This is a genomic window from Burkholderia sp. 10_S31 (genome assembly GCF_056930375.1).
This window is the reverse complement of sequence record NZ_JBXOWK010000002.1, coordinates 79127-102561: the sequence shown is the minus strand read 5'-3', so window position 1 is coordinate 102561 and position 23435 is coordinate 79127. Positions and strand designations below refer to the sequence as shown.

16 protein-coding genes are annotated in these 23435 nt (G+C 68.3%); 7 read left to right on the top strand and 9 right to left on the bottom strand.

All coding sequences use genetic code 11. The features are described from left to right. Position 1: 1 nt before the first annotated feature. A complete protein-coding gene (locus tag AC1Z3W_RS15105; protein ID WP_124835373.1) occupies positions 2-910 on the top strand; it encodes a LysR family transcriptional regulator in 909 nt (302 codons plus the stop codon). Between the two features lie 113 nt (positions 911-1023). Here the strand turns inward: AC1Z3W_RS15105 and AC1Z3W_RS15100 are convergent, their stop codons facing one another. From AC1Z3W_RS15100 to AC1Z3W_RS15090, 3 genes are all read right to left on the bottom strand, one after another. Beyond that, positions 1024-2850 (bottom strand): ATP-binding protein, encoded by a 1827-nt coding sequence (locus AC1Z3W_RS15100; RefSeq protein WP_483507891.1) that lies wholly within the window; start codon positions 2848-2850, stop codon positions 1024-1026. Positions 2851-3227: 377 nt separating this feature from the next. Then, complete coding sequence (locus tag AC1Z3W_RS15095) at positions 3228-4049, bottom strand: alpha/beta fold hydrolase (protein ID WP_124835377.1); 822 nt, start codon at positions 4047-4049, stop codon at positions 3228-3230. Between the two features lie 71 nt (positions 4050-4120). Then, positions 4121-4546, bottom strand: coding sequence for a DUF3331 domain-containing protein (locus AC1Z3W_RS15090; protein ID WP_057924225.1), 426 nt, complete (start codon positions 4544-4546; stop codon positions 4121-4123). Positions 4547-5094: 548 nt separating this feature from the next. On the opposite strand from AC1Z3W_RS15090, the gene AC1Z3W_RS15085 reads away from it, so the two are divergent. Then, positions 5095-5916: an alpha/beta fold hydrolase gene (locus AC1Z3W_RS15085; RefSeq protein ID WP_057924224.1), complete on the top strand. Its 822-nt coding sequence runs from the start codon at positions 5095-5097 to the stop codon at positions 5914-5916. A 148-nt stretch (positions 5917-6064) separates the two neighbouring features. Here AC1Z3W_RS15085 and AC1Z3W_RS15080 read toward each other — a convergent pair whose 3' ends face one another. The 3 genes from AC1Z3W_RS15080 to AC1Z3W_RS15070 form a co-directional block, all read right to left on the bottom strand. Beyond that, positions 6065-6706, bottom strand: coding sequence for a response regulator transcription factor (locus AC1Z3W_RS15080; protein WP_483507890.1), 642 nt, complete (start codon positions 6704-6706; stop codon positions 6065-6067). Between the two features lie 98 nt (positions 6707-6804). Beyond that, positions 6805-7176: a response regulator transcription factor gene (locus AC1Z3W_RS15075; protein ID WP_057924222.1), complete on the bottom strand. Its 372-nt coding sequence runs from the start codon at positions 7174-7176 to the stop codon at positions 6805-6807. Between the two features lie 70 nt (positions 7177-7246). Next, positions 7247-8713 (bottom strand): winged helix-turn-helix domain-containing protein, encoded by a 1467-nt coding sequence (locus tag AC1Z3W_RS15070; RefSeq protein ID WP_244104967.1) that lies wholly within the window; start codon positions 8711-8713, stop codon positions 7247-7249. Between the two features lie 364 nt (positions 8714-9077). Here AC1Z3W_RS15070 and AC1Z3W_RS15065 point away from each other — a divergent pair, with 364 nt between their 5' ends. The 3 genes from AC1Z3W_RS15065 (at position 9078) to AC1Z3W_RS15055 (ending at position 16122) form a co-directional block, all read left to right on the top strand. Continuing rightward, on the top strand, positions 9078-14159 hold the full coding sequence (locus AC1Z3W_RS15065) for a trifunctional serine/threonine-protein kinase/ATP-binding protein/sensor histidine kinase (RefSeq protein WP_057924220.1): 5082 nt from the start codon (positions 9078-9080) through the stop codon (positions 14157-14159). A gap of 182 nt (positions 14160-14341) precedes the next feature. Next, a complete protein-coding gene (locus AC1Z3W_RS15060; RefSeq protein ID WP_483507889.1) occupies positions 14342-15622 on the top strand; it encodes a c-type cytochrome in 1281 nt (426 codons plus the stop codon). Beyond that, entirely contained in the window at positions 15619-16122 is a 504-nt protein-coding gene (locus AC1Z3W_RS15055) for a (2Fe-2S)-binding protein (protein ID WP_483507888.1), read from the top strand. The genes AC1Z3W_RS15060 and AC1Z3W_RS15055 overlap by 4 nt, the downstream gene beginning before the upstream one ends. A 15-nt stretch (positions 16123-16137) precedes the next feature. Here AC1Z3W_RS15055 and AC1Z3W_RS15050 read toward each other — a convergent pair whose 3' ends face one another. Next, positions 16138-17190 (bottom strand): RNA-guided endonuclease InsQ/TnpB family protein, encoded by a 1053-nt coding sequence (locus AC1Z3W_RS15050; protein WP_483508310.1) that lies wholly within the window; start codon positions 17188-17190, stop codon positions 16138-16140. Positions 17191-17309: 119 nt separating this feature from the next. Here AC1Z3W_RS15050 and AC1Z3W_RS15045 point away from each other — a divergent pair, with 119 nt between their 5' ends. Both AC1Z3W_RS15045 and AC1Z3W_RS15040 read left to right on the top strand, forming a co-directional pair. Continuing rightward, a complete protein-coding gene (locus AC1Z3W_RS15045; protein WP_057924217.1) occupies positions 17310-19571 on the top strand; it encodes a molybdopterin cofactor-binding domain-containing protein in 2262 nt (753 codons plus the stop codon). A gap of 70 nt (positions 19572-19641) precedes the next feature. After that, positions 19642-20559: a LysR family transcriptional regulator gene (locus tag AC1Z3W_RS15040; RefSeq protein WP_057924216.1), complete on the top strand. Its 918-nt coding sequence runs from the start codon at positions 19642-19644 to the stop codon at positions 20557-20559. Between the two features lie 88 nt (positions 20560-20647). On the opposite strand, the gene AC1Z3W_RS15035 is transcribed toward AC1Z3W_RS15040, so the two are convergent. Continuing rightward, positions 20648-21328: a phosphohydrolase gene (locus AC1Z3W_RS15035; protein WP_124835389.1), complete on the bottom strand. Its 681-nt coding sequence runs from the start codon at positions 21326-21328 to the stop codon at positions 20648-20650. Between the two features lie 98 nt (positions 21329-21426). After that, positions 21427-23307, bottom strand: a complete 1881-nt coding sequence (locus AC1Z3W_RS15030) for an amidohydrolase (protein ID WP_483507887.1) — start codon at positions 23305-23307, stop codon at positions 21427-21429. Positions 23308-23435: the final 128 nt, after the last annotated feature.

Genomic DNA, 23435 nt, shown 5'->3' with positions numbered 1-23435 from the left:
CATGAAGCTGTCATTCGAAGCGCTCGAAGCGCTGGACGCGATCGACCGCACCGGCACGTTCGCCGAAGCCGCGGAACTGCTGCATCGCGTACCGTCGGCCCTGACTTACCTCGTGCAAAAGCTCGAAGGCGACCTCGGCGTCACCCTGTTCGACCGCAGCGGGCGCCGGGCGAAGCTCACGCATGCGGGTCGCGTCGTCGTCGAAGAAGGCCGGCGGCTTCTGCATGCGGCGGAACAGCTCGAACTCAAGGCGCAGCGCGCGCAGCAAGGCTGGGAAACCGAGGTGCGCATCTGCATCGACGAGATCCTGCCGTTCGACGCACTCTGGCCTTACGTGCATGCGTTCGACGGGCTGGAAATGGACACGCGGCTGCGGCTGTCCACCGAAGTCCTCGGTGGCACCTGGGACGCACTGGTTTCGCGCCGCGCGGATCTCGTCGTCGGTGCGGCGGGCGAGCCGCCGGAACTGCCCGGCATCGTTGCGCGACCGATCGGCACGCTCAGGCACGTGTTCGCAATCGCCCCCACCCATCCGCTCGCGGCGATGCCCGAACCGCTGTCGATGGCGTCGGTCGTCGCGTATCGCGGCGCCGTCATCAGCGATACGTCTCGCGAACTGCAGCCGCGCTCGGTCGCTGTCGATGCCGGGCAGCCGACGCTCGCGGTACCCACCCTCGCGGCAAAACTGGCCGCGCAGTGCGAAGGGCTCGCCGTGGGCACGCTGCCGGATTGCATCGCGGCCCGCGCGATCGCGCAGGGCAAGCTGGTCGCCCGCCAGGTGACCGGCATGCGCGACACCACGCATTGCTACCTGGCGTGGCGCGGCGACGAAGCCGGCCGTGCGTTGCTCTGGTGGGTCGAGCAGCTCGATCGCCCCGATCTCGTCGACCGGTTCCTCGCGCTGGCGTGATCCCGCCGTGGCCGCCGGCACCCATCGCGAACGCACCGCATCGCCTTCTCGCGCCGCGCGTCCAGGCCGCGCATCGGTCTGACATAGCGTGATTGCGCCGGCCACGCGCGCCGTTACGGTTCGCGCGGCAGCGGCCCGGCCCCGTCTGCTTCATCGGCTTCACCGGCCTCGCATGCAAGCGCGTTCGCTTCCGGCCACGCATCGTGCACGCCCCACGTCGATCCGGAGGTACGTTCGGGCGCGGCGGCGTACGCGGCCAGCAGGCGAACGCGCGCATCGGCACGGAGCGACGCCGCGTCCCGATCCCGCATCGCATCGAGCGCCGCGCGCGCGCGTTCCCGACACTCGCCGACAAGCGACAGCTCGAACAGGCACGGCACCGCCACGGCCGCCATCGCGATGCCCGTCCGGGCGTCGCCGTCCGGCGAGAATGCCCAGTCGAGCGCCGCGCGCAGATTGCCGAGTTCGCGACGAACCAGATCGAGCCGCGCGTCGGCCGGCAAACCGCCGCCGCCCGGCGCCCGCGTGAACAACCGATGGAAGTAGTGTGCATGCGCAAGTGCGGCCGCCGCGCATTCGCCGTTGTCCGCGAGTTGCTGCAGGGCGTAGGCGCGCGTCGTCGTCAGCAGCCGGTAGCGCGGCGCGCCGTGCGCATTCTCGACGCTCACGAGCGACTTCGACGCGAGGCCGGCGATCGTGTCGAGCAGATCCGCATCGCCCCCGCCCCTCGTTCCGACGACATCCCGCACCGCCTCGATCGAAAAACCGTCGCGGAACACGCCGAGCCATCGCAGCAGCACACGCTCCGCGTCGCCCAGCAAGCGGTAGCTCCAGTCGTACATGGCCTGCAGTGTCCGGTGGCGCGGCAACGCGGTGCGAAAGCCGCTGGTCAGCAGCCTGAAATGGTCGTCGAGATGCGCGGCCAGCACGTCGATACCGAGCACGGCCGCACGGGCAGCGGCCAGCTCGATGGCGAGCGGCAGGCCGTCGAGACGCCGGCAAACCGACGCCATCAGGGACACGCTGCGTTCGTCGAGCGGAAAGCGCGGGTCGGCGGCGCGCGCGCGTGCCGCGAACAATTGCACGGCGCTCGTGCCCAGCATCTCGGCTGCGCCGACGCGCTCGTCGGGGACATCGAGCGGGGCAACCGGACACTGCCGCTCCCCGTGGATGCGAAGCGCCTCGCGGCTCGTCGCCAGCACACGCAGCCCGGTATCGGACTCGGTCAACACGGCCGCGATGCGCGCCGCCGCATCGAGCAGATGCTCGCAATTGTCGAGCACGAGCAGCATCCGGCGACGCGCGACGCTCGCCAGCACCGCTTCGAGCGTCGCCGACCGGGCCGGCAGCGCGATGTCCAACGCGTCCGCCAGCGCATCGGGGACGAATTGCGGGCACGCAACCGTCGCCAGCGACACGAACGCCGCGCCATCCGCAAAGCGTGCCTCGGCCCGGATCGCGGCTTCGATCGCGATGCGCGTCTTGCCGGTGCCGCCGGCACCGACCAGCGTCACGACGCGCGACACATCGAGCGCCGCGAGGACTTCGGCGACCATCTGCTCCCGCCCGACGAGCGCCGTCGGCGCGGGCGCGAGCCGCGACGGCGCGGGACGCACGGGGGCGCCGCTTTCGCCTCGGGCTTGTGCCTGGGCTTGTCCGCCGACGAGCCGATAGCCGCGCCCCGGCACCGTGACGATCAGATTCCGGTCGCAGGCGAGCGCCTTGCGCAACGACGCGATATGCACCTGCAGGTTGTTTTCCTCCACGATCGTGTGTGGCCACACACGCCGCATGATCTCGTCTTTCGAGACCAGCGCGCCATTTGCCTGAATCAGGATTTCGAGAATTTCGAAGGCACGGCTGCCGATGCGCAACAGTTTTCCGTTCGCGCGAATTTCACGTCTGTCGAGAAAAACGTGAAGTGTTCCAATGCGGATCATGGGCGTTTCTAATCGATGACATTTATCGATGCGCTATCCAGAGCGACTTCGATTTGGCCCCCCATGCTACGGCATCTGCTGCGTATATTGATTCGAATTATCGGAACGGTAAGCGCAAATTTTTTGAATCGTCGGAATCCGCGCGCCGCGTGCCCTCTCTACGCGACACGACACGGTGCCATTCATGCGGGACATGAGAAGCCATAATTCACCGATGAATCGTTTTTTTACGGCAAAACGATTACCGATTCGGAATCCGTTTTTTCCCGCGCCGACTGACGCGGGAATCCGTGCGCACGCAGGACGATCGCCGAACGCGCCTCCGCAGCCTCGTGCACGGTTCGAAACGGGCGTGGCGGGCACGCCCGCCCGCCATGTCACGCGCGCACGAACGCCAGCAGTTCGTCGTTCAATCGCTGCGCATGCGTCAGATACAGCGCGTGCGGGCCGCCCTCGTAGACGCTCAGCGTCGCATGCGGCACGCGCGCCGCCGTGGCGGCCCCCGTCAATGCGAGCGGCGCCGTCTGGTCGTCGTCGCCGTGAATCACGCGTGTCGGTACGTCGAACTGGTCGAGATCCGCCCTGAAATCGGTTTCGGAAAATGCCCGGACGCAATCGAGCGTGCCCTTCAATCCGGCCTGCAACGCCATGAACGAAGTCCAGTCGAGCGCGGCGCGCGAGATCGTCGAATCCGCCCGGTTCGAACCGGTGAACAACGGCCAGAATTGCTCGAAGAATGCCGCGCGGTCCGCCACGATGGCCGAGCGAATGCCGTCGAACACCGCGACGTCGACGCCGTCCGGATGATCGTCGCGCCGCGCGACCAGCGGCGTCACCGATCCGATCAGCACGGCCTTCGCGACGTGGCGCGCGCCGTGCCGGCCGATGTATCTGGCCACCTCGCCGCCGCCCATCGAAAAACCGACGAGCGTCACGTCGCGCAATCCGAGCGTCTCGATCAGCGTCGCGAGATCGTCCGCCAGCGTATCGTAGTCGTAGCCCGTCCACGGCTGGCCGGACCGGCCGAAACCGCGCCGATCGTACGCGATGCAGCGAAAGCCGTTCGATGCCAGGTGATGCATCTGGACGTCCCACATGTCCGCATTCAGCGGCCAGCCGTGAATGAACACGACGGGGCGCCCCGCGCCCCAGTCCTTGTAGTGAATCGAGACGCCGTCGCGTGTCGTGAACGTACTCATGAAGTTTCCTCGGCGATGAAAAGCGTTGCGGCCGCCGGCCGCGGCCAATGAACGGTATGTCCCGCCCCCGGTCAGGAACGGGACATACCGACGATGAACCGGTCCAGTTCGGACGCGAGGATCGCCTCCCGGCAATTCGCGGGACGCTTCGATCCGCGCCACTGCGGCTTGTAGATCGCATCGCCGGTGCGAATCGGCTGGCCGGTCAGCGCGCAACGCCCCAGCGAGCGGGACTTTGCGCTGATCCAGCGCTGCTCGTCGTACCGGCAGTACGTCGGATCGCTCCACGACACGAGTACCGACGAATCGGTCTGCCGCTCGATCGCGACGATCGCGCACCGGCGGCGCGCGGCGCCGCTTGACGCACCTCGTGCATCGTCGCGATGACGGTGGCGCGCGACCTCCCGGTCGCGAAGCGGCGACGACGCGCGGCAGCTTGCACCGGGCGACGGATCGAGCAGCGTCATCACGTGCTCCCAGCGATCGAATGCGTCCATGGCGGCATATCCAGGCAAATGGCGAGAGATTCGGACGTTTCGTACCCGTGCCATCACGATCGTCACCCGCCGATGCGAACCGGCGGCGACCCGCGACGGGACGACTCGATGATGACAATAGCGGGCGGCCGCTGAAGAGTCTTGATGCGCGGCTTAATTCTTCTGGCCGCCCCGCACGCGCGCGCGGCACGACCGGTTCATGACAATTCAGCCGGATTTCAGTACAGGCCGCATGGCCCCGCGATAGGCTCCCGTCGACGTTCGTTCGCTCCCCTCATGCGCCTGCCGGCGCACGAGCGAACGCACGCCGTCTGCCCGCGAGATTGCCGCATGCGGGCAGAGCCGGACCACCCATTCCACGCGGCATCGTTCCACCGCACGTTCAAGGAGCTTCAATGCGACCCGCAGACATCGACGCCGTCCCCTCGGCACGCCGCCGAGACATGCTGCTTGCCGGCGCGACCGCCGTTGCAGCCGCCGCACTGCCGGCCGCCGCCGCCGCTGCCGCCCCCAAACACGTCTCTTCCGCCCATCAAGGAGCCCATGCGATGAACACCATCACCACGAAAGACGGTACGCAGATCTATTTCAAGGACTGGGGCAGCGGCCGCCCGGTCGTCTTCTCGCACGGCTGGCCGCTGTGCGCCGATGCCTGGGACGCACAGATGCTGTTCCTGGTGCAGCACGGCTACCGCGTGATCGCGCACGATCGCCGCGGTCACGGCCGATCGAGCCAGCCGTCGCAAGGCAATGACATGGATACCTACGCGGACGATCTCGCCGCGCTGATGGATGCGCTCGACCTGCGCGAAGCGACGCTCGTCGGCCACTCCACCGGCGGCGGCGAAGTCGCGCACTACATCGGCCGTCACGGCACGAAGCGCGTGTCGAAGGCCGTGCTGATCGGCGCCGTGCCGCCGCAGATGGTGAAATCCCCGTCCAATCCCGGCGGCCTGCCGATGGACGTGTTCGACGGCATCCGCAAGAACGTCGCCGAGAACCGTTCGCAGTTCTACAAGGATCTCGCCGTGCCGTTCTTCGGCTTCAATCGCGCCGGTGCGAAGGCATCGCAGGGCACGATCGACGCATTCTGGGCACAGGGGATGATGGGCGGCGTGTATGGCCAGTATCTGTGCGTGAAGGAATTCTCGGAGGTCGACTACACCGAGGACCTGAAGAAGATCGACGTCCCGACGCTGATCCTGCATGGCGACGACGATCAGATCGTGCCGATCGACGATTCCGCGCGCCTGTCCGCGAAGATCGTGAAGCACGCGCAACTCAAGATCATCCCCGGCGGCGCGCATGGCATGTGCGTGGTCGACGCCGAGCGGATCAATGCCGAACTGCTCGCATTCCTGAAGGCGTAAACGTCGCCGCACGGCGCGCCGGGCCGGCGCGCCCTTCAGCTCGGTTCAGGATTTTTCAGGCCGGCGCCGGTTTCGCCGTTCCGTTGCCGCGCGCGTCGATACGCCCCTCACCGATCCAGCGCCGCTCGCCCGTGGCCGGCGCGCCGGCTCATTCGGGCGCGCCGCCCGGGCGCACGCCCAGCGCTTCGGCCTGCCGCACGAGGTCGGGCAGCGTGCGCACCTGCATCTTCTTCATGACCTGCGCCCGGTGCACCTTCACCGTGATTTCCTGCAGGCCGAGATGCGACGCGATCTGCTTGTTCATCAGGCCGGCGACCACATGGCTCATCACTTCGCGTTCGCGCGGCGTCAACGACGCATAGGCGTGACGCAGCGTACGCAGTGCGCGATCGCGCACGAGACGCTCGCGATCCCCGGCCAGCGCGCGGCCGACGGCCTCGAGCATCGCGTCGTCGTCGAACGGCTTCGTCAGGAAGTCGAGCGCGCCGCCCTTCATCGCCTTGACCGTGGTGGCCACGTCACCGTAGCCCGTCATGAACAGGATCGGCACGTTCAGCCCCGTGCGCACCGCTTCCTCCTGAACGGCCAGCCCGCTCTCGTCGGCAAGACGCACGTCGAGGATCAGGCAGCTCGCCACGTCGGGCCGCTCGAACGCGAGAAACGCCCGCGACGACGCGAAGGTCTCGACGTGAAAACCGGCCGAACGCAGCAGCGCGCTCAATGCGCGCCGCAGCGTTTCGTCGTCGTCGACCACATAGACGATCGACGTCATGTCCGGCGTGCTTGCCATTGCGTTCCCTGTGTAGGCGTTCCGTTCATTATCGAATGGTAAACGAGCCGGGAGCCGCGCGAAATGCCGCGCAACCGTGGCGCGGCCGGTCGAAGGCGTCAGGCAGGGCGCCCGCCCGCTGCAACCTGGTCGATCAGATCGATCATGTCGTCCGATGGAAACGGCTTGCGCAGAAACGCGACCGCGCCTTGCGCGAGCGCGCGACGGACCGATTCGTCGTCGCCGTGCGACGACATGAAGATGACCGGAAGCGTCGCGTTGCGCTGAACCAGCAGGCGCTGAACGTCGAGGCCGCTCATCCCCTTCATCTTCAGGTCGATCAGCACGCAAACCGCATCGTCCGGCGGGCCGCTCGCGAGGAATTCCTCGCCCGATGCAAACGGCAACGCCGAATAGCCAGCCGATTTCAACAGGCTGGCAAGACTTTTGCGGACCGACGCATCGTCATCGATGATGCAAACCATGCCCATGAAATGAGAACCCGAAATCTGTGTCAATTCACAACGTCGCCATACCGCTCGAGCGGTATCGACAGACGTATCACGCCCACCGCCTGAGCTCGGACACCGGTTGCGCGGACGCGACCGCCGCCGGCTGCGGCGCATCCGCGCGCTCCTCCGCCACGAACGACGCATACCGGGCATGAACGCGACCGGCCTCGCCGGACTCCGCCAGCTTCTCGAGCGCATAGGCGCGCACGACCTCGAGCAGCGAGTAGCGCTTCGAAAGCCCGACGGAATGGACGACCAGCAGCGATTTCGACGCCAGGCTGACCACGCAGTCGAGCACCTGATCGGCGGCCGGTTCATCGCAGGCGGCAAGCGTGCACGCCGCGTCGAGCTGGAATGCATCCGGAAACACCGCGAGACGGCAAAGCACGATGCGCTCCGCGTCGTCGAGCAACCGGTAGCTCCACTCGATCGTGGCCCTGAGGGTCTGCTGGCGCGGATGGGCCGTACGCAGGCCGCCGGACAGCGACAGGACGGACTTGTCGAGATCGGTGGCCAGCCCCTGGATCCCGAGCGATGCCACACGGGCCGCGCCGAGCTCGAGGGCGAGCGGCAGGCCGCTCAGGCGGCGGCAGATGGTCGCGATCGCGTCGAGCGTCTGCCTATCCGCGGGAATGTCGGTGCCCATCGCGCGCGCGCGCGCCAGAAACATGCGGACGGCACCGCACGCGAGGATCTCGTCGCCGTTCGCACCGGCCGGCGGCACCGGCAGCGGCCCGACCCGATACACGCGCTCGCTGGCGACCCGCAGCGGTTCGCGACTCGTCACCACGAGCAGCGCGCCGGTATTTCCCGCCGTGATCGCTTCGCAGAGGTCCGCGAGTTCATCGATGTGCTGCTCGGCGTTGTCGAATACCAGCATGACGCGCCGCCCGCCGATCGCGCGCACGACATCCGCCGGCTCGGCGGCCGGGTCGCCCGGCGCGCCGAGTGCGTCCAGCACCGCGGATTCGAGCGTCGCACCGCCCGGCCGGCCGGCGAGATCGATCCGGATCGACTCGATGCCGCAACCCGCCGACCAGGCCGCGACGACCTCCTGTGCGAGATGCGTCTTGCCGACACCGCCGGGGCCGACCAGCGTGACGAGCGCCTCGCGTTCGAGCAGCGTGTGCAGCTCGGCCGCTTCGCGCTCCCGGCCGATCAGCGGACATTTGCGCGATACGCCGCCGGCGCGTGCGCCGGGCGCCGCGTCGAACCGCTCCGGCTCGCGCTCGGTGCGGGACAGGTCGACCGGCGCCGCCAGGCGATATCCGCGGCCCGGTTCGGTCCGGATCCAGCCGTGCTTGCCGCCGAACAGCTTGCGCAGCGTCGACACGTGCACCTGGATGTTGTTCTCGACGACGATCGTGTGCGGCCACACGACCTGCATGATTTCTTCCTTCGATACGAGCCTGCCGGCCGCCTTCACCAGCAGCTCGAGGATCTCGAACGCGCGGGCACCGATATATCGCGGCTGCCCGTCGACGTAGACTTCGCGGCACTCAAGGGATACCGTCACCCGACCGAACCTGTACATGATCCGCACCCGCCCATGCTGCGTCAAACCGTGCGCCGCCTCGCGAGGCGGCCCCCTCTGCTCTGCCCCTTCGGCCGCATCGCGGCACGTCGAGGCGCATAAACGGATCGTATGGCCCGACAGGCGCGCCGACCATTATCCATAGGTTTAGTGCGGCGCCGGCCTCGGCCGTCGAGCCTGCCGCGGTTACTGCAAATTCTCGCGAGCTGACGGACAATGCACGGGCCGCCGCCACGCGCGCATTCAGCCCGGCCGATGCCGTTCTCGAGCCGCTTACACTCTGCTTCAACCCGCCTGCTACGCCATCGTGAACCCAGCCTTGCGCGCCCCGGACAACGCGAATCGAATGGATGCCGACTGGTTCGCGCGTGCCAGCCTGTCCAATGCGGTCCGCTGCGGCGACATCCTGAAGTTCGACCTGACGGACGCCGATACGGGGCGCGTGTGGTCGGCATGCCAGACCCGCTGGGAATTCGATCTGCGCTGCCGGCAATTCGAGCGCGAGTTCGCATTGAACGACGTGCTGGACCCGGCGTGGGCGCTGATTCCCGCCGCGCTGATCCGCGCGGCCGACGGCCCGGTGCTCGTTTATCCGCGCGTCGACGTACGGGCGTTCGACACGCTGGCCGACGAGCCGCTGCCGCTCGAGGTCTTTCTCGATACCGCGATCCAGGCCGCGCGCACGCTCGGCGAACTGCATCGGCGCGGCTGGCTGCACGGCGATCTGCAGCCGGCCAGTTTCGTCGTCGCGCCGAACGGCACGGTCATGCTCCGCTCGTTTGCCCATGCCCGCGACCGTCGCGCGGAACACATCGCCGAACGCACGATCCGCACGGATTTCGCGGCGTTCGCCGCGCCCGAGGTATCGGAAGGCGCGTGCGTCGACGAGCGCTCCGATCTCTATGCGTTCGGCATTACGCTGTTTCGCCTGCTGACGGGCGCGCTGCCGTACCAGGCCACGTCGACATCCGAATGGGTTTATGCGCACGTCGCCATGCAACCGACGCCGCCCACGGCCTTTCGCGAAGACGTGCCGGCCATCCTGAGCGAGCTGATCCTGAAGCTGATCGCGAAGGAACCTGCCGACCGCTATCCGTCCTGCGAAACGGTGCAGCGCGATCTCGAACGCATCCGGCACGACGGGCTGGCCTCGGGCCTCGTGGAGCCGTTCACGCTCGGCGGCAGCGACCCGCTCGCCGGCTTGCACACGGCCGACCTGCTGGTCGGCCGCGAGCACGAGTCCCGCCGGCTCGATGCGATACGCGCGACCGTCGCGCGGACCGGCGAGGCGGCCATCGTCCTGATCGACGGGGCGGCCGGCATCGGCAAGACCGCGCTGATCGAGGCTTTCACGCGCGACGTGCGTGCCGCGTCGCGCACCGCATGGTGCGCGTCGGCGAAGGTCGACCAGTTCCAGCCCGCCCGGCCCTACGCGCCCGTGCTGCAGGCGTTGCGCGCGCTGTTCGGCAGTACGCTGGCCCGGCACGACGAAATGGCGGCGATCGCCGCGCGGCTGCACGACTGCGTGGGCCGTCAGGCCAGCCTGCTGGCGCGCATCTTCCCGGAGATCACATGGCTGCTCGATGTCGAGCCCGTCGTGTTCGACCATGCCGATGCGATTCCGGCATTCCGGCTCTGCCAGATCGTCGTGAACGCTTTCCGCGCGTTCGCGGCGCCGGCCGAACCGCTGGTCGTGACGCTGGACGACATCCAGTGGGCCGACGACGCGACGCTCGCGCTTCTCGCATCGATCGCGGCCGACCCGCCGGCAAATTTCTGCATCGTCGCCGGTTATCGGAGCGGGCCGCAGCACGATCTCACGCCGGCCTTCCGCCGCTTCCTGCAGCAGCTCGACCGCACGCGCGTGTCGACCCTGACGCTCGCGCCGCTCGGCGCCGCCGAGGTCCCTCACATGCTGGCCGCCATGCTCCGCGACACGCCGGATCGGCTGTCCGGGCTGAGCGACATCGTTCACCGCAACACCGGCGGCAATCCGTTCCACATCCAGCAACTGCTGCGTACGCTGATCGACGAGCGGCTGCTCGACTACGACGCGGCGCGGCAGACATGGCAATGGTCTTCGGTCGATATCGACGCGCGCTCCCTGAGCGAGAACGTCGTCAGCCTGCTCGAGATCCGGATGCGGCGGCTGCCGCACGAATCGAGAATGCTGCTGTCGCTGCTGGCCTGCATCGGCATCGACGCCGACGATGCGCTGCTGTGCGCCGCCGCCGGCAAGACGCGCGCGGAACTCAGTTTCTGGATGGACCCGGCGCGTCAGGCCGGCCTCGTGTCGCATGCCGGCAACCGCTGGCGTTTCGTTCACGACCGCATCCTCGAGGCCGTGTACGCGCTCACCGACCGCGCGGAGCGCGCGCTGCGCCATACCCGGATCGCCGCCGCGATGCTCGCCCGCCTGGACCGTTCGTCGACCGACTGCCTGCTCGCCCTGGCCACCCAGATCGAGCAGGCGAAAGCCGCGCCGCTCGAGCACACGCTCGCGCTCGCGTTCGCGGAGGTGCTGGTCGCGGCGGCGCAGGCGGCAGCGCCGGCCGCCGCGCGCGATCGCGCGCTGTCGTTTCTCGCGTCCGCGCAATCGCTGCTCGGCCCGCAGGCGTGGCCGCAGCATTATGGTCTCGCGAGCCGGATCGGCATCCTTCGCTGCGGCCTGCTCCTCGCCACCGGCGAAACCGCGCAGGCCGCCACCGCGATCGACGAGCTCATGGCGCGTACGCGCACGCCGGCCGACCGTGCCGAGGCCCACCGGCTGAAAGCCGCGCAACTCACGGTGGAATCGCGCTACCGGCAGGCCGTCGACGTCGCGCTGGCCGGGCTGGCGCTGCTCGGCGTGGAACTGCCCGCCGAACCGGTCGAGGCCGATCTCGCGGCGGCCTGCGACGCGGTGCAGGAGGCGCTCGACGGCCGCGCCATCCGCACCCTCGTCGACTTGCCCGTGATGACCGACACGCGCGTGGAAGCCACGATGGCGCTGTTGACCGCGCTCGAAGCCGCGATGTTCTATCCGAGCGGCGGGCTGATGCTGCTGCATTTCGCGACCATGGTCCGGCTGACCCTGCGCCACGGCGTCACCGCCGCGTCGGTGCAGGGCCTCGCGTGGTACGGCGTCAGCATCGCCCAGCATCGCGATGCGTACGAAGAGGGCTTCGAATTCGCGCAGGTCGCGCTCGCGCTGGTCGACCGCCACGGGTTCGAGCGCTATCGCTCCGCGACGTTGATCGCGCTCGACCAGGTCAGCGTCTGGACCCGGCCGCTGTCGTATGCACTCGAATGCGCGCGCGATGCGAAGGCGGCGGGCAACGCGAGCGCCGAGCTGCGCTGGATGTGCTACAGCTGCAACCACATCGTCAGCGACCTGCTGTCGATGGGCGAAGCGCTGCCCGCGATCCGCGACGAGATCGATCCGCTGCTGAAGATCGCGCGCGGCGCGCGTTACGACGACATCGTCGACCTCGTTTCGACGCAGTCGGAATTCGTCGATGCGCTGCAGCTCGGCTTCGACCGGCCGATCGGCACCTGGCGCACCCGTGCGTCGACCAGGACGCCGATGTCGGTGCTGCAGTTCTGGACCGACGTGCTCGCCGGCCAGGCGGCGTTCATCTTCGGCGACGCGGACGCCGCGCGCGCCTCGCTCGATGCGGCCGCACCTTTCGCGTGGTCGACGCCCGCCCACATCATGCAGTCCGACTTCCAGCTGTTCGGCGTGCTGGCGGGCATCGCGAGCGACGGCGGCACCACGCCGCCCGACCGGCTGCTCGAACGCTTCGCGCCGCAGCGCGCGCGCTTCGCCGCGTGGAGCGAACGGAATCCGGCGACGTTCCGCAACAAGCTCGCGCTGATCGACGCCGAGTTCGCGCGCGTGCGCGGCGAGCATGTCGTCGCGATGCAGCAGTACGAAGCCTCCGCCAGCCTCGCGGCGGAGCGCGGTTTCGTGCATGAACAGGCGCTCGCGCATGAGCTGGCCGCGCGCCACGCCGCGTCGCTCGGGCTGAGCGGTCCGGGCCGCCATCACCTGCGGCTCGCGCATGCGTGCTACCGGCGCTGGGGCGCGACCGGCAAGACGCAGGCGCTGGAGTCGCAGCACCCGTTCCTCGTGATGGATCCGTTGCCGGGCGAGCCGGCCGTGCCCGCGCGCGAGGATCTCGATCTAGCGCTCGCGATGCGCGCCGCGCACTCGCTGTCCGAGGAAATCGTGCTGGAGCGCCTGATCCAGACGCTGATGCGCAACATGATCGTCTATGCGGGCGCGCGCTACGGCCTGCTGCTGCTCGCACGGCACGACCGGCTGACGATCGAGGCAACCGCGCGCATCGCCGGCAGCGATGTCAACGTCGACATTGCGCGCCGCGAACCCACCGACGACGACGTGCCGCTGTCGATCCTGAACACCGCCGTGCGAACCCGCAAGCCGGTCGTGCTCGCGAACGCGCAACGCGAAGGCGCACCCGATCACGTCGACAGCCTGCGCGCGCATCCGACGCGCTCGCTGGTCTGCCTGCCGCTGCTGAAACAGGGCGCGCTGATCGGCGTGCTCTATCTCGAGAATGCGTTGACCAACGGCGTGTTTTCGCCGCGGCGCATCGCGATGCTGGAAGTACTGGCGCCGCAGGCGGCCAACGCGCTCGAATCCGCACGGCTCTATGCGGAACTGATCGACGAGAACGCGCGCCGGCTCGAGACGGAGGCCGCGCTGCGGCACGCGCGGACCGAGCTCGCACGCACCGCGCACGTGACCGTGATGGGCGAACTGGCCGCGTCGATCGCGCACGAGATCAACCAGCCGCTCACCAGCATCGTGACGAGCGTGGGTGCCTGCATGCGCTGGCTGCGCGGCACGCAGCCCGACCTCGGCGAAGCGCTCGCGAGCCTCGAGGACATTCGCGCGTCCGGCGTGCGGGCCGCCGACATCGTCCGCGCGTTGCGATCGCTCGCCCGCCAGGCGCCGCTCGCGCTGGCCCCGCTCGCGATCGACGCGCTGATTCGCGACATGCTGCATCTCACGGCGCCCGAAATCGACGCCAAGCAGGTCGCACTGCGCGTCGACCTGCACTGCGACGACATCCGCGTGATGGCGGATCGCACGCAGATCCAGCAGGTGATCCTGAACCTGGTCACCAACGCGCTCGACGCGATGGACGGCCCGGCCGCGTCGCGCGAACTCGACGTCGCGTCGCACGCCGGAGACGGCCACGTGATCATCCGCATCGCCGATCGCGGCGCCGGCATCGACGCCGGCATCGCCGGCCAGATCTTCGATCCCTTCTTCACGACGAAGTCGCACGGCATGGGGATGGGCCTCGCGATCTGCCGCTCGATCATCGAGGCGCACGGCGGCACGCTCGAGGCCGCGCCGCGCACCGGCGGCGGTACCACGCTGACGTTCCGGCTGCCGGTAACCACGACGCGCTAACTTCAGAACGTTTCAGCGCAGCTTCAGGAAATGGTGCCAGCGCACGCGTAGACTGCTTTCACGAGCCGTCGCGCGGGCGTTTGCCTGCGCCTGGCGCCCATCCTGGAGTGACGCATGATTTCAGCCGCACATCGTCCCGCACGTCGAATCAGGCACGAGCAGCCGGTTCGCGTGGAGCGCGCATGAAGCACAAACGACTCTGGTCCGGCTTGGCTGGCGTCGCGGTCGCCGGCCTGGCGATCGCGGCAGCCGTCATGATCCGACCGTCGATCGCGCCGATCGATCCGCCCGGGCGCGCGTCGTTCGATCCGCAACTCGTGCGGGCCGGCGCGCGCGTGGTCGCACTCGGCGATTGCGTCGTCTGCCATACGGCGAAGGACGGCAAGCCGTTCGCCGGCGGGCTGCCGCTCGCGACGCCGTTCGGCACGATCTACGCGACCAACATCACGCCGGACGCCGATACCGGCATCGGCCGCTGGTCGCGCGACGCCTTCGCGCGTGCGCTGCGCACCGGGATCGCCCGCGACGGTCATCCGCTCTACCCGGCCTTCCCGTACATTCATTTCACGCGCATGTCCGACGACGACATCACGGCCGCCTACGCGTACCTGATGACGCGCGAGCCGGTTCAGGCAAAGACACCGAAGAACGCGCTGATCTTCCCGCTCAACTTCCGTCCGCTGGTCGCGTTCTGGAACGTCCTGTTCCTGCGCGAAGGTGCGTACGCGCCGGACCCGTCGCAATCCGCGCAGTGGAATCGCGGCAAGATGCTTGTCGACGGTCTCGGCCACTGCGCATCCTGTCATTCGCCGCTGAATGCGATCGGCGGCGAACAGGCGGGCAAGGCGTTCGACGGCGGCATCGTCGACGGCTGGGAAGCGCCGCCGCTCAATACGCTCGCCAATGCGGCACGACCGTGGACGCAGGCGCAACTGGTGACGTACCTGCGCACCGGCCGCGCGAGCGAGCACGGCGCGGCCGCCGGACCGATGCTGCCCGTCACGCGCGATCTCGCGACCGTGCCCGTGGACGACGTCGAGGCGATCGCCGCGTACATCCTGTCGATCCAGAGGCCGGCCAGCCCGCGAGCCAGCGCAGTCGAAGCCGCGCGCCAGCCCGCGACGCCCGCCGGACAACGCGGTGCGGTCCTGTTCCAGGCATCGTGCGCGCAGTGCCACGGGCCGGCGGCGCCGATGCAGTCGATCGGCGAGCGGCCGACGCTCGCGTTCAGCACGGCGGTCGCCGCGGACACGCCGCGCAACGCGATCCAGATGATGTTCAACGGCATCGGCTGGCATGGCGAGGACACGCTCAACTACATGCCGTCGTTCATCGACCAGTACGACGACCGCCAGATCGCGGACCTCGCCGCCTATATCCGCGAAGCGTACTCGGATCGCCCCGCGTGGAACGGCATCGAAGCCATGGCGGCGAAGCTCAGAAAGGAGGACAGCACGCGATGATCACCCTCACCGTCAACGGTGCGCGGCACACGCTCGACATCGATCCGTCCACGCCGCTTCTCTACGCGCTGCGCAACGACCTGCACCTGCACGGCGCAAAGTTCGGCTGCGGCCTCGGACAGTGCGGCGCCTGTACCGTGATCGTCGACGACAAGCCGACGTTCTCGTGCCTGCTCCCGGTCTCCGCGGTCGGCGCGCGCAGCGTCAGAACCCTCGAGAGCCTCGGCACCGCCGAGCGGCCGGGCAAGCTTCAGCAGGCGTTCATCGATCACCAGGCGGCGCAGTGCGGCTATTGCATCGCCGGCATGATCATGCGCGCGCAGGCACTGCTCGAACGCAACCCGAAACCGACCGAACGCGAACTGCGTACCCACATGGAACCGAATCTGTGCCGCTGCGGCACCCACCTGCGGATCCTGGCGGCCGTGCGCCATGTCGCGGGCCTGCCGGATCCGCAACCGGCCGGCGCTCCGGTCACGATCACCAAAGGGCTCTGTTGACGTCCTCCTCCGCGCCTAAAGGCGGAGGATTCCCACAGCTGGCGATGCACGTCCGCATCGGAGAATGTTCACAGCAGCGTTGGTATCTCGATCATGCTCGACACCACAGTCACTGCAGGCCCACTCTCTTACTCTCAGTCCCGCGATACCTTTCGGCCGCGTCGTGCTGTCTTTCGACCCGCACGCCGAACAGGACTGGGTGGAACCGCTTTCGTCGACTTCCTCGAACGTGGCCCCGTGCGCGATCGCCTTGTAACGGAGCTTGTTTCGGAAGGACGACCAGGATGCGTCGTAGACGCTCTTCGCCATCCTGGTTCTGGCGAGCTTCGCGGCCGACACGTTGCCGACTGCGATGTAATCGAAACGCCGCACCAGATCGAGCGCGAGCTTGTGTTGGAAATCGGCACGGGCATTTGCCACCTTGGCGTGCAACTTCGCGATATGCCGCTTGTGCTTTCGCGCCCGTTGCGCTTTCGCGAGCTTCTCGGCCGCGCATCGACCGAACCGATCGTTAGGCAGCTTTTCGCCGGTCGAAAGTGTGGCGAAGTCTTTCAGGCCGAGATCGATACCGACACCCGAACGGATCGGGCGAGCCTGAACATCGGGCATCTCGATCACGATGTTGAGAAACCAGTTACCGCGCGCGTCCTGTGCGAAGTTGGTTCCGTCCTTGATCTTGCCTTCGGGAAGCGGTCGGCTGTTGAACACGCGAAAGGTGTTGCCGGCGAAACGGAACGCGTCGCCCTCTCGCTTCAGGTCACGGCCCTTCAGCGGCACCCAGCCAAGCGATTTCCTGCCGCGATAGCGCAGGTGCGGGCGTCGATGCTGACTGCGCGACTTCGCGTATTGCTCGCACGTTGCGTTGACCGTACCGGAGTGAATGCCGAGTGCCTTGCTGCTGCCGGTGGTCAGCACGTTCAGGTCGAATCCTGTCGGCCACTTCTTGTTCCACTTGAGCGCGTGCTTCTGCGTGTCGTTGCAGAAGTTCCAGACGGTGTTCACCGCGCGGCTCTGCTTGTTGAGCAGTCCGTTGAGCGACTTCACGCGGTAGCGGTAGACAAGGATCATGTTGGTGATCCTAACCCGTGGAAGAAGCTGCCTGTCAACAGCACTCCTTTCCTTCCCGCCATTCGCCCCGAAGGAAGTCCCCTTGGGGGAAATGGCGGGGTTTCTCGGAGCAAATTCTGATGAACGCACCCGACGACATCGACGAAAGCCGCCGGCACTTCATGGTCTCGGGCGCGCTGTTCGTCGCGTTCAGTCTCGCGCCGGCCGCTCGCGCCGCCGCCGAGGTCGTGATCGCGGACGAAGGCGCGGCCGTCCACGTAGCCAAAGCCACCGAAACGCTGGCCGGCAGCCTGAAGACGAACCCGCTGCTCGATGCGTGGATCAAGATCGCGCCCGATGGCAAGGTCACCGTATTCACGGGCAAGGTCGAGCTGGGCACCGGCGTGCGCACCGCGCTGCTGCAGGTGGCGGCCGAGGAGCTGAACATGAAGCCCTCGCTGATCACGTTCCTGACCGCCGACACCGGCGCATCGCCGGACGAAGGCCTGACCGCCGGCAGCCATACGATGGCGGACAGCGGCTCCGCGCTGCTGAACGCCGCCGCGCAGGTGCGCGCGCTGCTGGTCGACGGCGCGGCGAAGCAGTTCGGCGTCGATCCGCGCTCGCTCACGGTCGCCGACGCGCTCATCAAGGCGCCGGACGGCCGCACGATGCGCTATGGCGACGCGGTCCGCATCGTCGACCTGCACCGCAACGCGACGCCGACGTCGCCGCTCAAGCCGCCGTCGACGTTCGCCGTGATCGGCACGTCGCTGCCGCGCGTCGACATTCCGAACAAGGTCACGGGCGGCGTCAGCTATGTGCAGGACATCGAACTTCCCGGCATGCTGCATGCGCGCGTCGTGATGCCGCCGGTGTACGACGCGAAGCTGCAGTCGTTCGACGAAGCCGCGATCCTGAAGATGCCGGGCGTCGTGCGGATCGTGCGCAACGGCAGCATGCTTGCCGTCGTCGCACAGGGCGAATGGCAGGCGGTCGTCGCGCAGCGCGCGCTGGCCGCCGGCAGCCGCTGGTCGGCGGGCCGCGCGTTGCCGGATCGCGCAACCGTCCATGAAGACCTGAAGCGCATCGCCACGCAGAACATCGAGATCGCCAATACGCATGCGGCCGCCGCGCCCGCGGCGAAGACGCTGAGCGCCACGTTCCGGAAGAACTACCTGCTGCACGGCTCGATCGGGCCGTCCTGTTCGGTCGCGCATCTCGAGAACGGCATGCTGACCGTGTGGACCCACTCGCAAGGCGTTTATCCGCTGCGCGACGCGCTCGCCGAGATGCTGTCGATGCCGAAGGCGGCGATCCGCTGCATTCACACCGAGGGCTCGGGCTGCTACGGGCACAACGGCGCGGACGATGCCGCCGCGCATGCGGCGCTGATCGCGGCCGCGATGCCCGGCAAGCCGATCCGCGTTCAATGGATGCGCGAGCAGGAGCACACGTGGGATCACTTCACGCCGGCCATGGTCACCGAAATCAGCGCGTCGCTCGACGCCGGCGGCCGTATCGTCGACTGGAAGTACGCGCTGTGGAGCAGCTCGCACAACGAACGCATCGTCAATGCCGGCCGGCTGCTGCCCGCGCGAATGCTCGAGCCGCCGTTCGTCCCCGCGCCGTCGACGCCGATGCTGCAGCCCGAGGGCGGCGGCGATCGCAATGCGATCCCGCTGTATGCGCTCCCGAACATGCACATCGTGAATCACTTCTCGCCGACGATGCCGCTGCAGACGTCGGCCATGCGCTCGCTCGGCGCGCATACGAACGTCTGGTCGATCGAAAGCTTCATGGACGAGCTCGCGCACGCGGCCGGCATCGATCCCGTCGAATTCCGGCTGCGCCACATGCAGGACCACCGCGCGCAGCAGGTGATCCGGCTCGTCGCGTCGCACTTCGGATGGCCGCGGCCGCCGCGCGCACGCAACCGCGGCGTCGGGTTCGCGTTCGGCAAGTACAAGAACCTGATGGCCTATGTCGCAATGGCGGTTGAAATCACCGTTGTGCCAGAAACCGGACAGGTTATTCTCGATCGCGCGGAGGTCGCCGTCGATGCCGGTCAGATCGTGTCGCCGGACGGCATCCGCAACCAGATCGAGGGCGGCATCGTGCAGGCTGCCAGCTGGACGCTGTACGAGGCGCTGAACTACGACACGCAGCGCATCCGCAGCTTCGACTGGAGCAGCTATCCGATCCTGCGTTTCCAGGCCGCGCCGCAAAGCGTGAAGGTGCACCTGATCAACCGTCCCGGCGCACCGTTTCTCGGCGCGGCCGAAGCGTCGATGGGGCCGACCGCCGGCGCGCTCGCCAACGCGATCTTCGACGCGACCGGCCAACGCCCGCGCGACATGCCGTTTGCCGGCGAAGGGCTCAGGAAGCGTATCGACGCATAGCGGCATCACACAACCGATCGCGCCGGCACGAACCGGCGCCGACTCTCGACAGGCTGGAGATTTCTGAACGATGGATACCTTGCTTTCGATGCGCGTGTTTACGCGCATCGTCGAAACGGGCAGCTTCACGCGCGCGTCGGATACGACCGGGCTCACCACGCCGCGCGTGTCCGCCCTGCTGAGCACGCTCGAACAGCACCTCGGCTGCCGGCTGCTGAACCGCACGACCCGCCGCATCTCGCTGACCGAGGACGGGCAGGCCTACTACGAACGCTGCGTCGGGGTGCTGCGCGAAATCGACGACATGGAAGCGGCGGTATCGCAGGCGCGCAACGTGCCGCGCGGCCGCCTGAAAGTGAACCTGCCGCCCGCCATGGCCAAGCAGATCATGGTGCCGGCGCTGCCCGCGTTTCTCGCCGCCCATCCGAACATCTCGATCGAACTCGGCGTGACCGATCGCCAGATCGACCTCGTCGGCGAGGGCGTAGACTGCGTGGTGCGCATCGGGGCGCTCGACGACTCGGGCATGATCGCGAAGCGGATCGGCAGCCTGACCACCTGCACGTGCGCGGCCCCCGCGTATCTCGATCGATGCGGCGCGCCCGAAACGGTCGACGATCTCGCGCAGCATGTCGCGGTCACCCACATCTCGGCCGACACCGGCCGGCCTCGGCCGTGGGACTACGTCGTCGACGGCGAAACGCGCATCGTGCAGATGTGCGGCACGGTCGCGGTCAACGATGCCGATACCTACATCGAATGCGGCGTCGCGGGCATCGGCCTGATCAAGACGTCGCTGTACCTGGTCGAGCCGTACCTGAAATCGGGACGGTTGCGCGAGGTGCTGACCGATTTCAACGCGCCGCCCCGGCCGATCTCGATCCTGTATCCGCCCAATCGGCATACGCCCGTCAAGCTCAAGATCTTCGTCGACTGGCTGGCGACCCTGTTCGCGCAGATTCCGACGCTGCAGGGCCAGCGCGGCTGAACGCGACCGCGGCCCGGCGGCCCGGCGCAATGCCCGGCCGGACATGCCGGCTGCGGCCAAAGCCGCCCGCCTCTTCGCAACGGCCCCTTCAGGCGTCGTTCCAGCGCGCGCCCAGCACGCGTCCGCAGAAATTCGGCCGGTGAAAGTCCGGATCGGCCCGCTCGAGCACGTCGGCGCTCCAGGTGCCGAACGTCGATGCCGGCCGGTGCGCGACCCCGCGCGCGACCGCGTCGAGGAACGCGGCGCCGAACCCGTCGCCGCGCGGGTACGCGGCGAGCAGCGCACGGCGCGCGTCGGCGGAATACGCCTCGAAGCCGGTGGCCATCAGGTCCGTCGCGACCGCGGACGACAATGCGCGCGCCAGCGGCGACACGCGGGCGGCCACGCCGGGCGTCGTATGCAGCGCGATTGCGCGCCATACGTCGTCGCACATGGGCTGCGGCGACCCGTGCCGCAGCAGGAACGCGTGCGCGGCATCGGCGCTGTCGAGTTCGTAGCGCGCGGTCGAGCGGCAATACGCGGGACTCAATCCCATGTTCGCGTACATCGCGGCCACGTACAGCGCCTCGGCATCGCACCTTTCGCTCGCATCGCGAGCATCGCGCGCGGCGAGCGATGCGAGCACGAATACCCGGCAAGCGTGATCGGCAATCGCGCGCGGCAGCGACGCGCGCGCGGCTTCCGCGGCCTCGATCGCGACCGTCGTCCTCGGAATGCGGACGCCCGCGACTTCGTCATCTGCCGGCGCGCACGTGTGCGCAGCACTCATCTCGTCTCCTTCTTCTGCCCCGTGCCGGGGCCGGAAAGTGGCTTATTCTTCGCTCGGCACGGGTCGAGCTGGCCGTCGCACGTGCCGGCATCCATCGCCTAAAAGGCCGCGCCGAGGCAACCGAATGCGTCGTACGGCTCGACGCGTTCCGTTGCGGCCGCATGCAGGCGCCGCACGAAACGGCGTCCGTATGCGCGCACGAAACCGGTCTCGCGGCCGGCATCGGCCGCGGCACGCGGCTGCGCCGACGCGGCCGGACGCCGCCCGCCGGTGCCGCCGAACTCGGCCACGGGCGACCACGCGGGACTCACCGGCAGCGGCGGCGGCGCCAGCGGCGCGAATTCGTCGTCCGCGTGCACGACCTTGCCGTCGACGATCGTCAGGACCGACGACAGATGCTTGATGCGCGGCTCGTCGATCGTGAAGTAGTCGTCCGTCAGCACCGCGAAATCCGCATACCGGCCGGGTACCAGCGCACCCTTGCGATCGTCTTCGTTCGAGAACCACGCGCTGCCGACCGTATAGCGGCGCAGCGCCTCCATCCGGCTCAGCCGGTTCTCTTCCGGGTAGAGCACGGTACCGCCGACCGTGCGCCCGGACACCATCCAGTACAACGACACGAACGGGTTGTAGCTCGCGATGCGCGTCGCATCGGAGCCGGCGCCGACCGGCAGGCCGGCCTGCAGCATCGCGCGGATCGGCGGCGTGCGCGTGGCGGCTTGCGCGCCATAGCGCGCGACGAAGTACTCGCCCTGAAACGCCATCCGGTGCTGGACCGTCACGCCGCCGCCGAGCGCCGCGATGCGCGCGATGTTCGCATCCGAAATCGTCTCGCAATGATCGAAGAACCAGCGCAGGCCGTCGAACGGAACGTCGCGGTTCACGGCTTCGAGCACGTTCAGGAAGCGGCCGATCGACTCGTCGTACGTCGCGTGCAGCCTGAACGGCCAGCGGCGCCCGACCAGCAGCCGGACGACCGCGGTCAGTTCCGCCTCGAGCGCGTCGGGCAGCTCCGGACGCGGTTCGAGGAAATTGCCGAAATCGGCCGCGGAATACACCAGCAGTTCGCCGGCGCCGTTCATCCGCAGGAACGCATCGCCGTCGCCGGGCTTCGCCAGCGTCATCCAGCGCGCGTAGTCGTCGGTTTCGTGCCCGGGGTGCTGCGCGAACAGGCTGTATGCGATGCGCACCGTCATCTCCCCGCGCTCGGCGAGCGCCATGATCGCGGCGTAATCGTCCGGATAGGCCTGCAAATCGCCGCCGGCGTCGATCGCGCTGGTCACGCCGAGGCGGTTGAGTTCGCGCATGAAGTGCCGCATCGAATTCATCTGCTCGTCGAAACCGAGCCTGGGGCCCTTCTCGAGCGCCGCGTGCAGGACGGCCATGTCCGGGCGGGCGATCAGCATGCCGGTCGGCCGGCCGGCACGATCGCGCTGGATCTCGCCGCCGGGCGGATCGGACGTGTCGCGGCCATAGCCGATCGCGCGCAGCGCGGCGGCGTTCAGCAGCGCGCTGTCGCCCAGATGCATCACGAAGACCGGCGTATCGGGCGCGATCGCGTTGAGTTCGGCGGCCGTCGGCCCGCGCTTTTCCGCGAACTGGAACTCGGTCCAGCCGCCGACGACGCGCACCCACTGCGGCGCCGGCGTGCGCAGTACCTGGCGACGCAGCATGCAGAGCGCCTCGGCCAGTGTCGGCACGCCGTCCCAGCGCAGTTCCAGGTTGAAATTCAGGCCGCCGCGGATCACGTGCAAGTGCGAGTCGTTCAGCCCCGGGATCACGGTGCGGCCGTTCAGGTCGATGTGAAGCGTGTGCTCGCGTGCATGGCGCATGACCTCGTGTCCGCTGCCGGCTGCGAGAATCCGGCCGTCCTTCACCGCGAGCGCGGTCACGAACGACTGCGTGTCGTCCTGCGTCGCGATCTTGCCGTTGTAGACGATGAGGTCCGCCGATTCCGCGCATTGCGTCGCCCTAAGCACCGTCAGCCTCCCCGCTCGCGCCGCAGGCCGGCATGCGACCGCGCGCGGCATGCCTGCGGTTTGACGTTACACGGACCATCCACCCTCCCTTGAATATTGAACGATCGGCCGGCCACGGTGCGCGGGCG

Coding starts and splice junctions, on each gene's coding strand:
- AC1Z3W_RS15100 (WP_483507891.1), bottom strand. CDS start 2,850: ATGATCCGCATTGGAACACTTCACGTTTTTCTCGACAGACGTGAAATT.
- AC1Z3W_RS15050 (WP_483508310.1), bottom strand. CDS start 17,190: ATGATCCTTGTCTACCGCTACCGCGTGAAGTCGCTCAACGGACTGCTC.
- AC1Z3W_RS15075 (WP_057924222.1), bottom strand. CDS start 7,176: ATGGGCATGGTTTGCATCATCGATGACGATGCGTCGGTCCGCAAAAGT.
- AC1Z3W_RS15060 (WP_483507889.1), top strand. CDS start 14,342: ATGAAGCACAAACGACTCTGGTCCGGCTTGGCTGGCGTCGCGGTCGCC.
- AC1Z3W_RS15090 (WP_057924225.1), bottom strand. CDS start 4,546: ATGGACGCATTCGATCGCTGGGAGCACGTGATGACGCTGCTCGATCCG.
- AC1Z3W_RS15065 (WP_057924220.1), top strand. CDS start 9,078: ATGGATGCCGACTGGTTCGCGCGTGCCAGCCTGTCCAATGCGGTCCGC.
- AC1Z3W_RS15040 (WP_057924216.1), top strand. CDS start 19,642: ATGGATACCTTGCTTTCGATGCGCGTGTTTACGCGCATCGTCGAAACG.
- AC1Z3W_RS15035 (WP_124835389.1), bottom strand. CDS start 21,328: ATGAGTGCTGCGCACACGTGCGCGCCGGCAGATGACGAAGTCGCGGGC.
- AC1Z3W_RS15080 (WP_483507890.1), bottom strand. CDS start 6,706: ATGGCAAGCACGCCGGACATGACGTCGATCGTCTATGTGGTCGACGAC.
- AC1Z3W_RS15095 (WP_124835377.1), bottom strand. CDS start 4,049: ATGAGTACGTTCACGACACGCGACGGCGTCTCGATTCACTACAAGGAC.
- AC1Z3W_RS15105 (WP_124835373.1), top strand. CDS start 2: ATGAAGCTGTCATTCGAAGCGCTCGAAGCGCTGGACGCGATCGACCGC.
- AC1Z3W_RS15085 (WP_057924224.1), top strand. CDS start 5,095: ATGAACACCATCACCACGAAAGACGGTACGCAGATCTATTTCAAGGAC.
- AC1Z3W_RS15055 (WP_483507888.1), top strand. CDS start 15,619: ATGATCACCCTCACCGTCAACGGTGCGCGGCACACGCTCGACATCGAT.
- AC1Z3W_RS15045 (WP_057924217.1), top strand. CDS start 17,310: ATGAACGCACCCGACGACATCGACGAAAGCCGCCGGCACTTCATGGTC.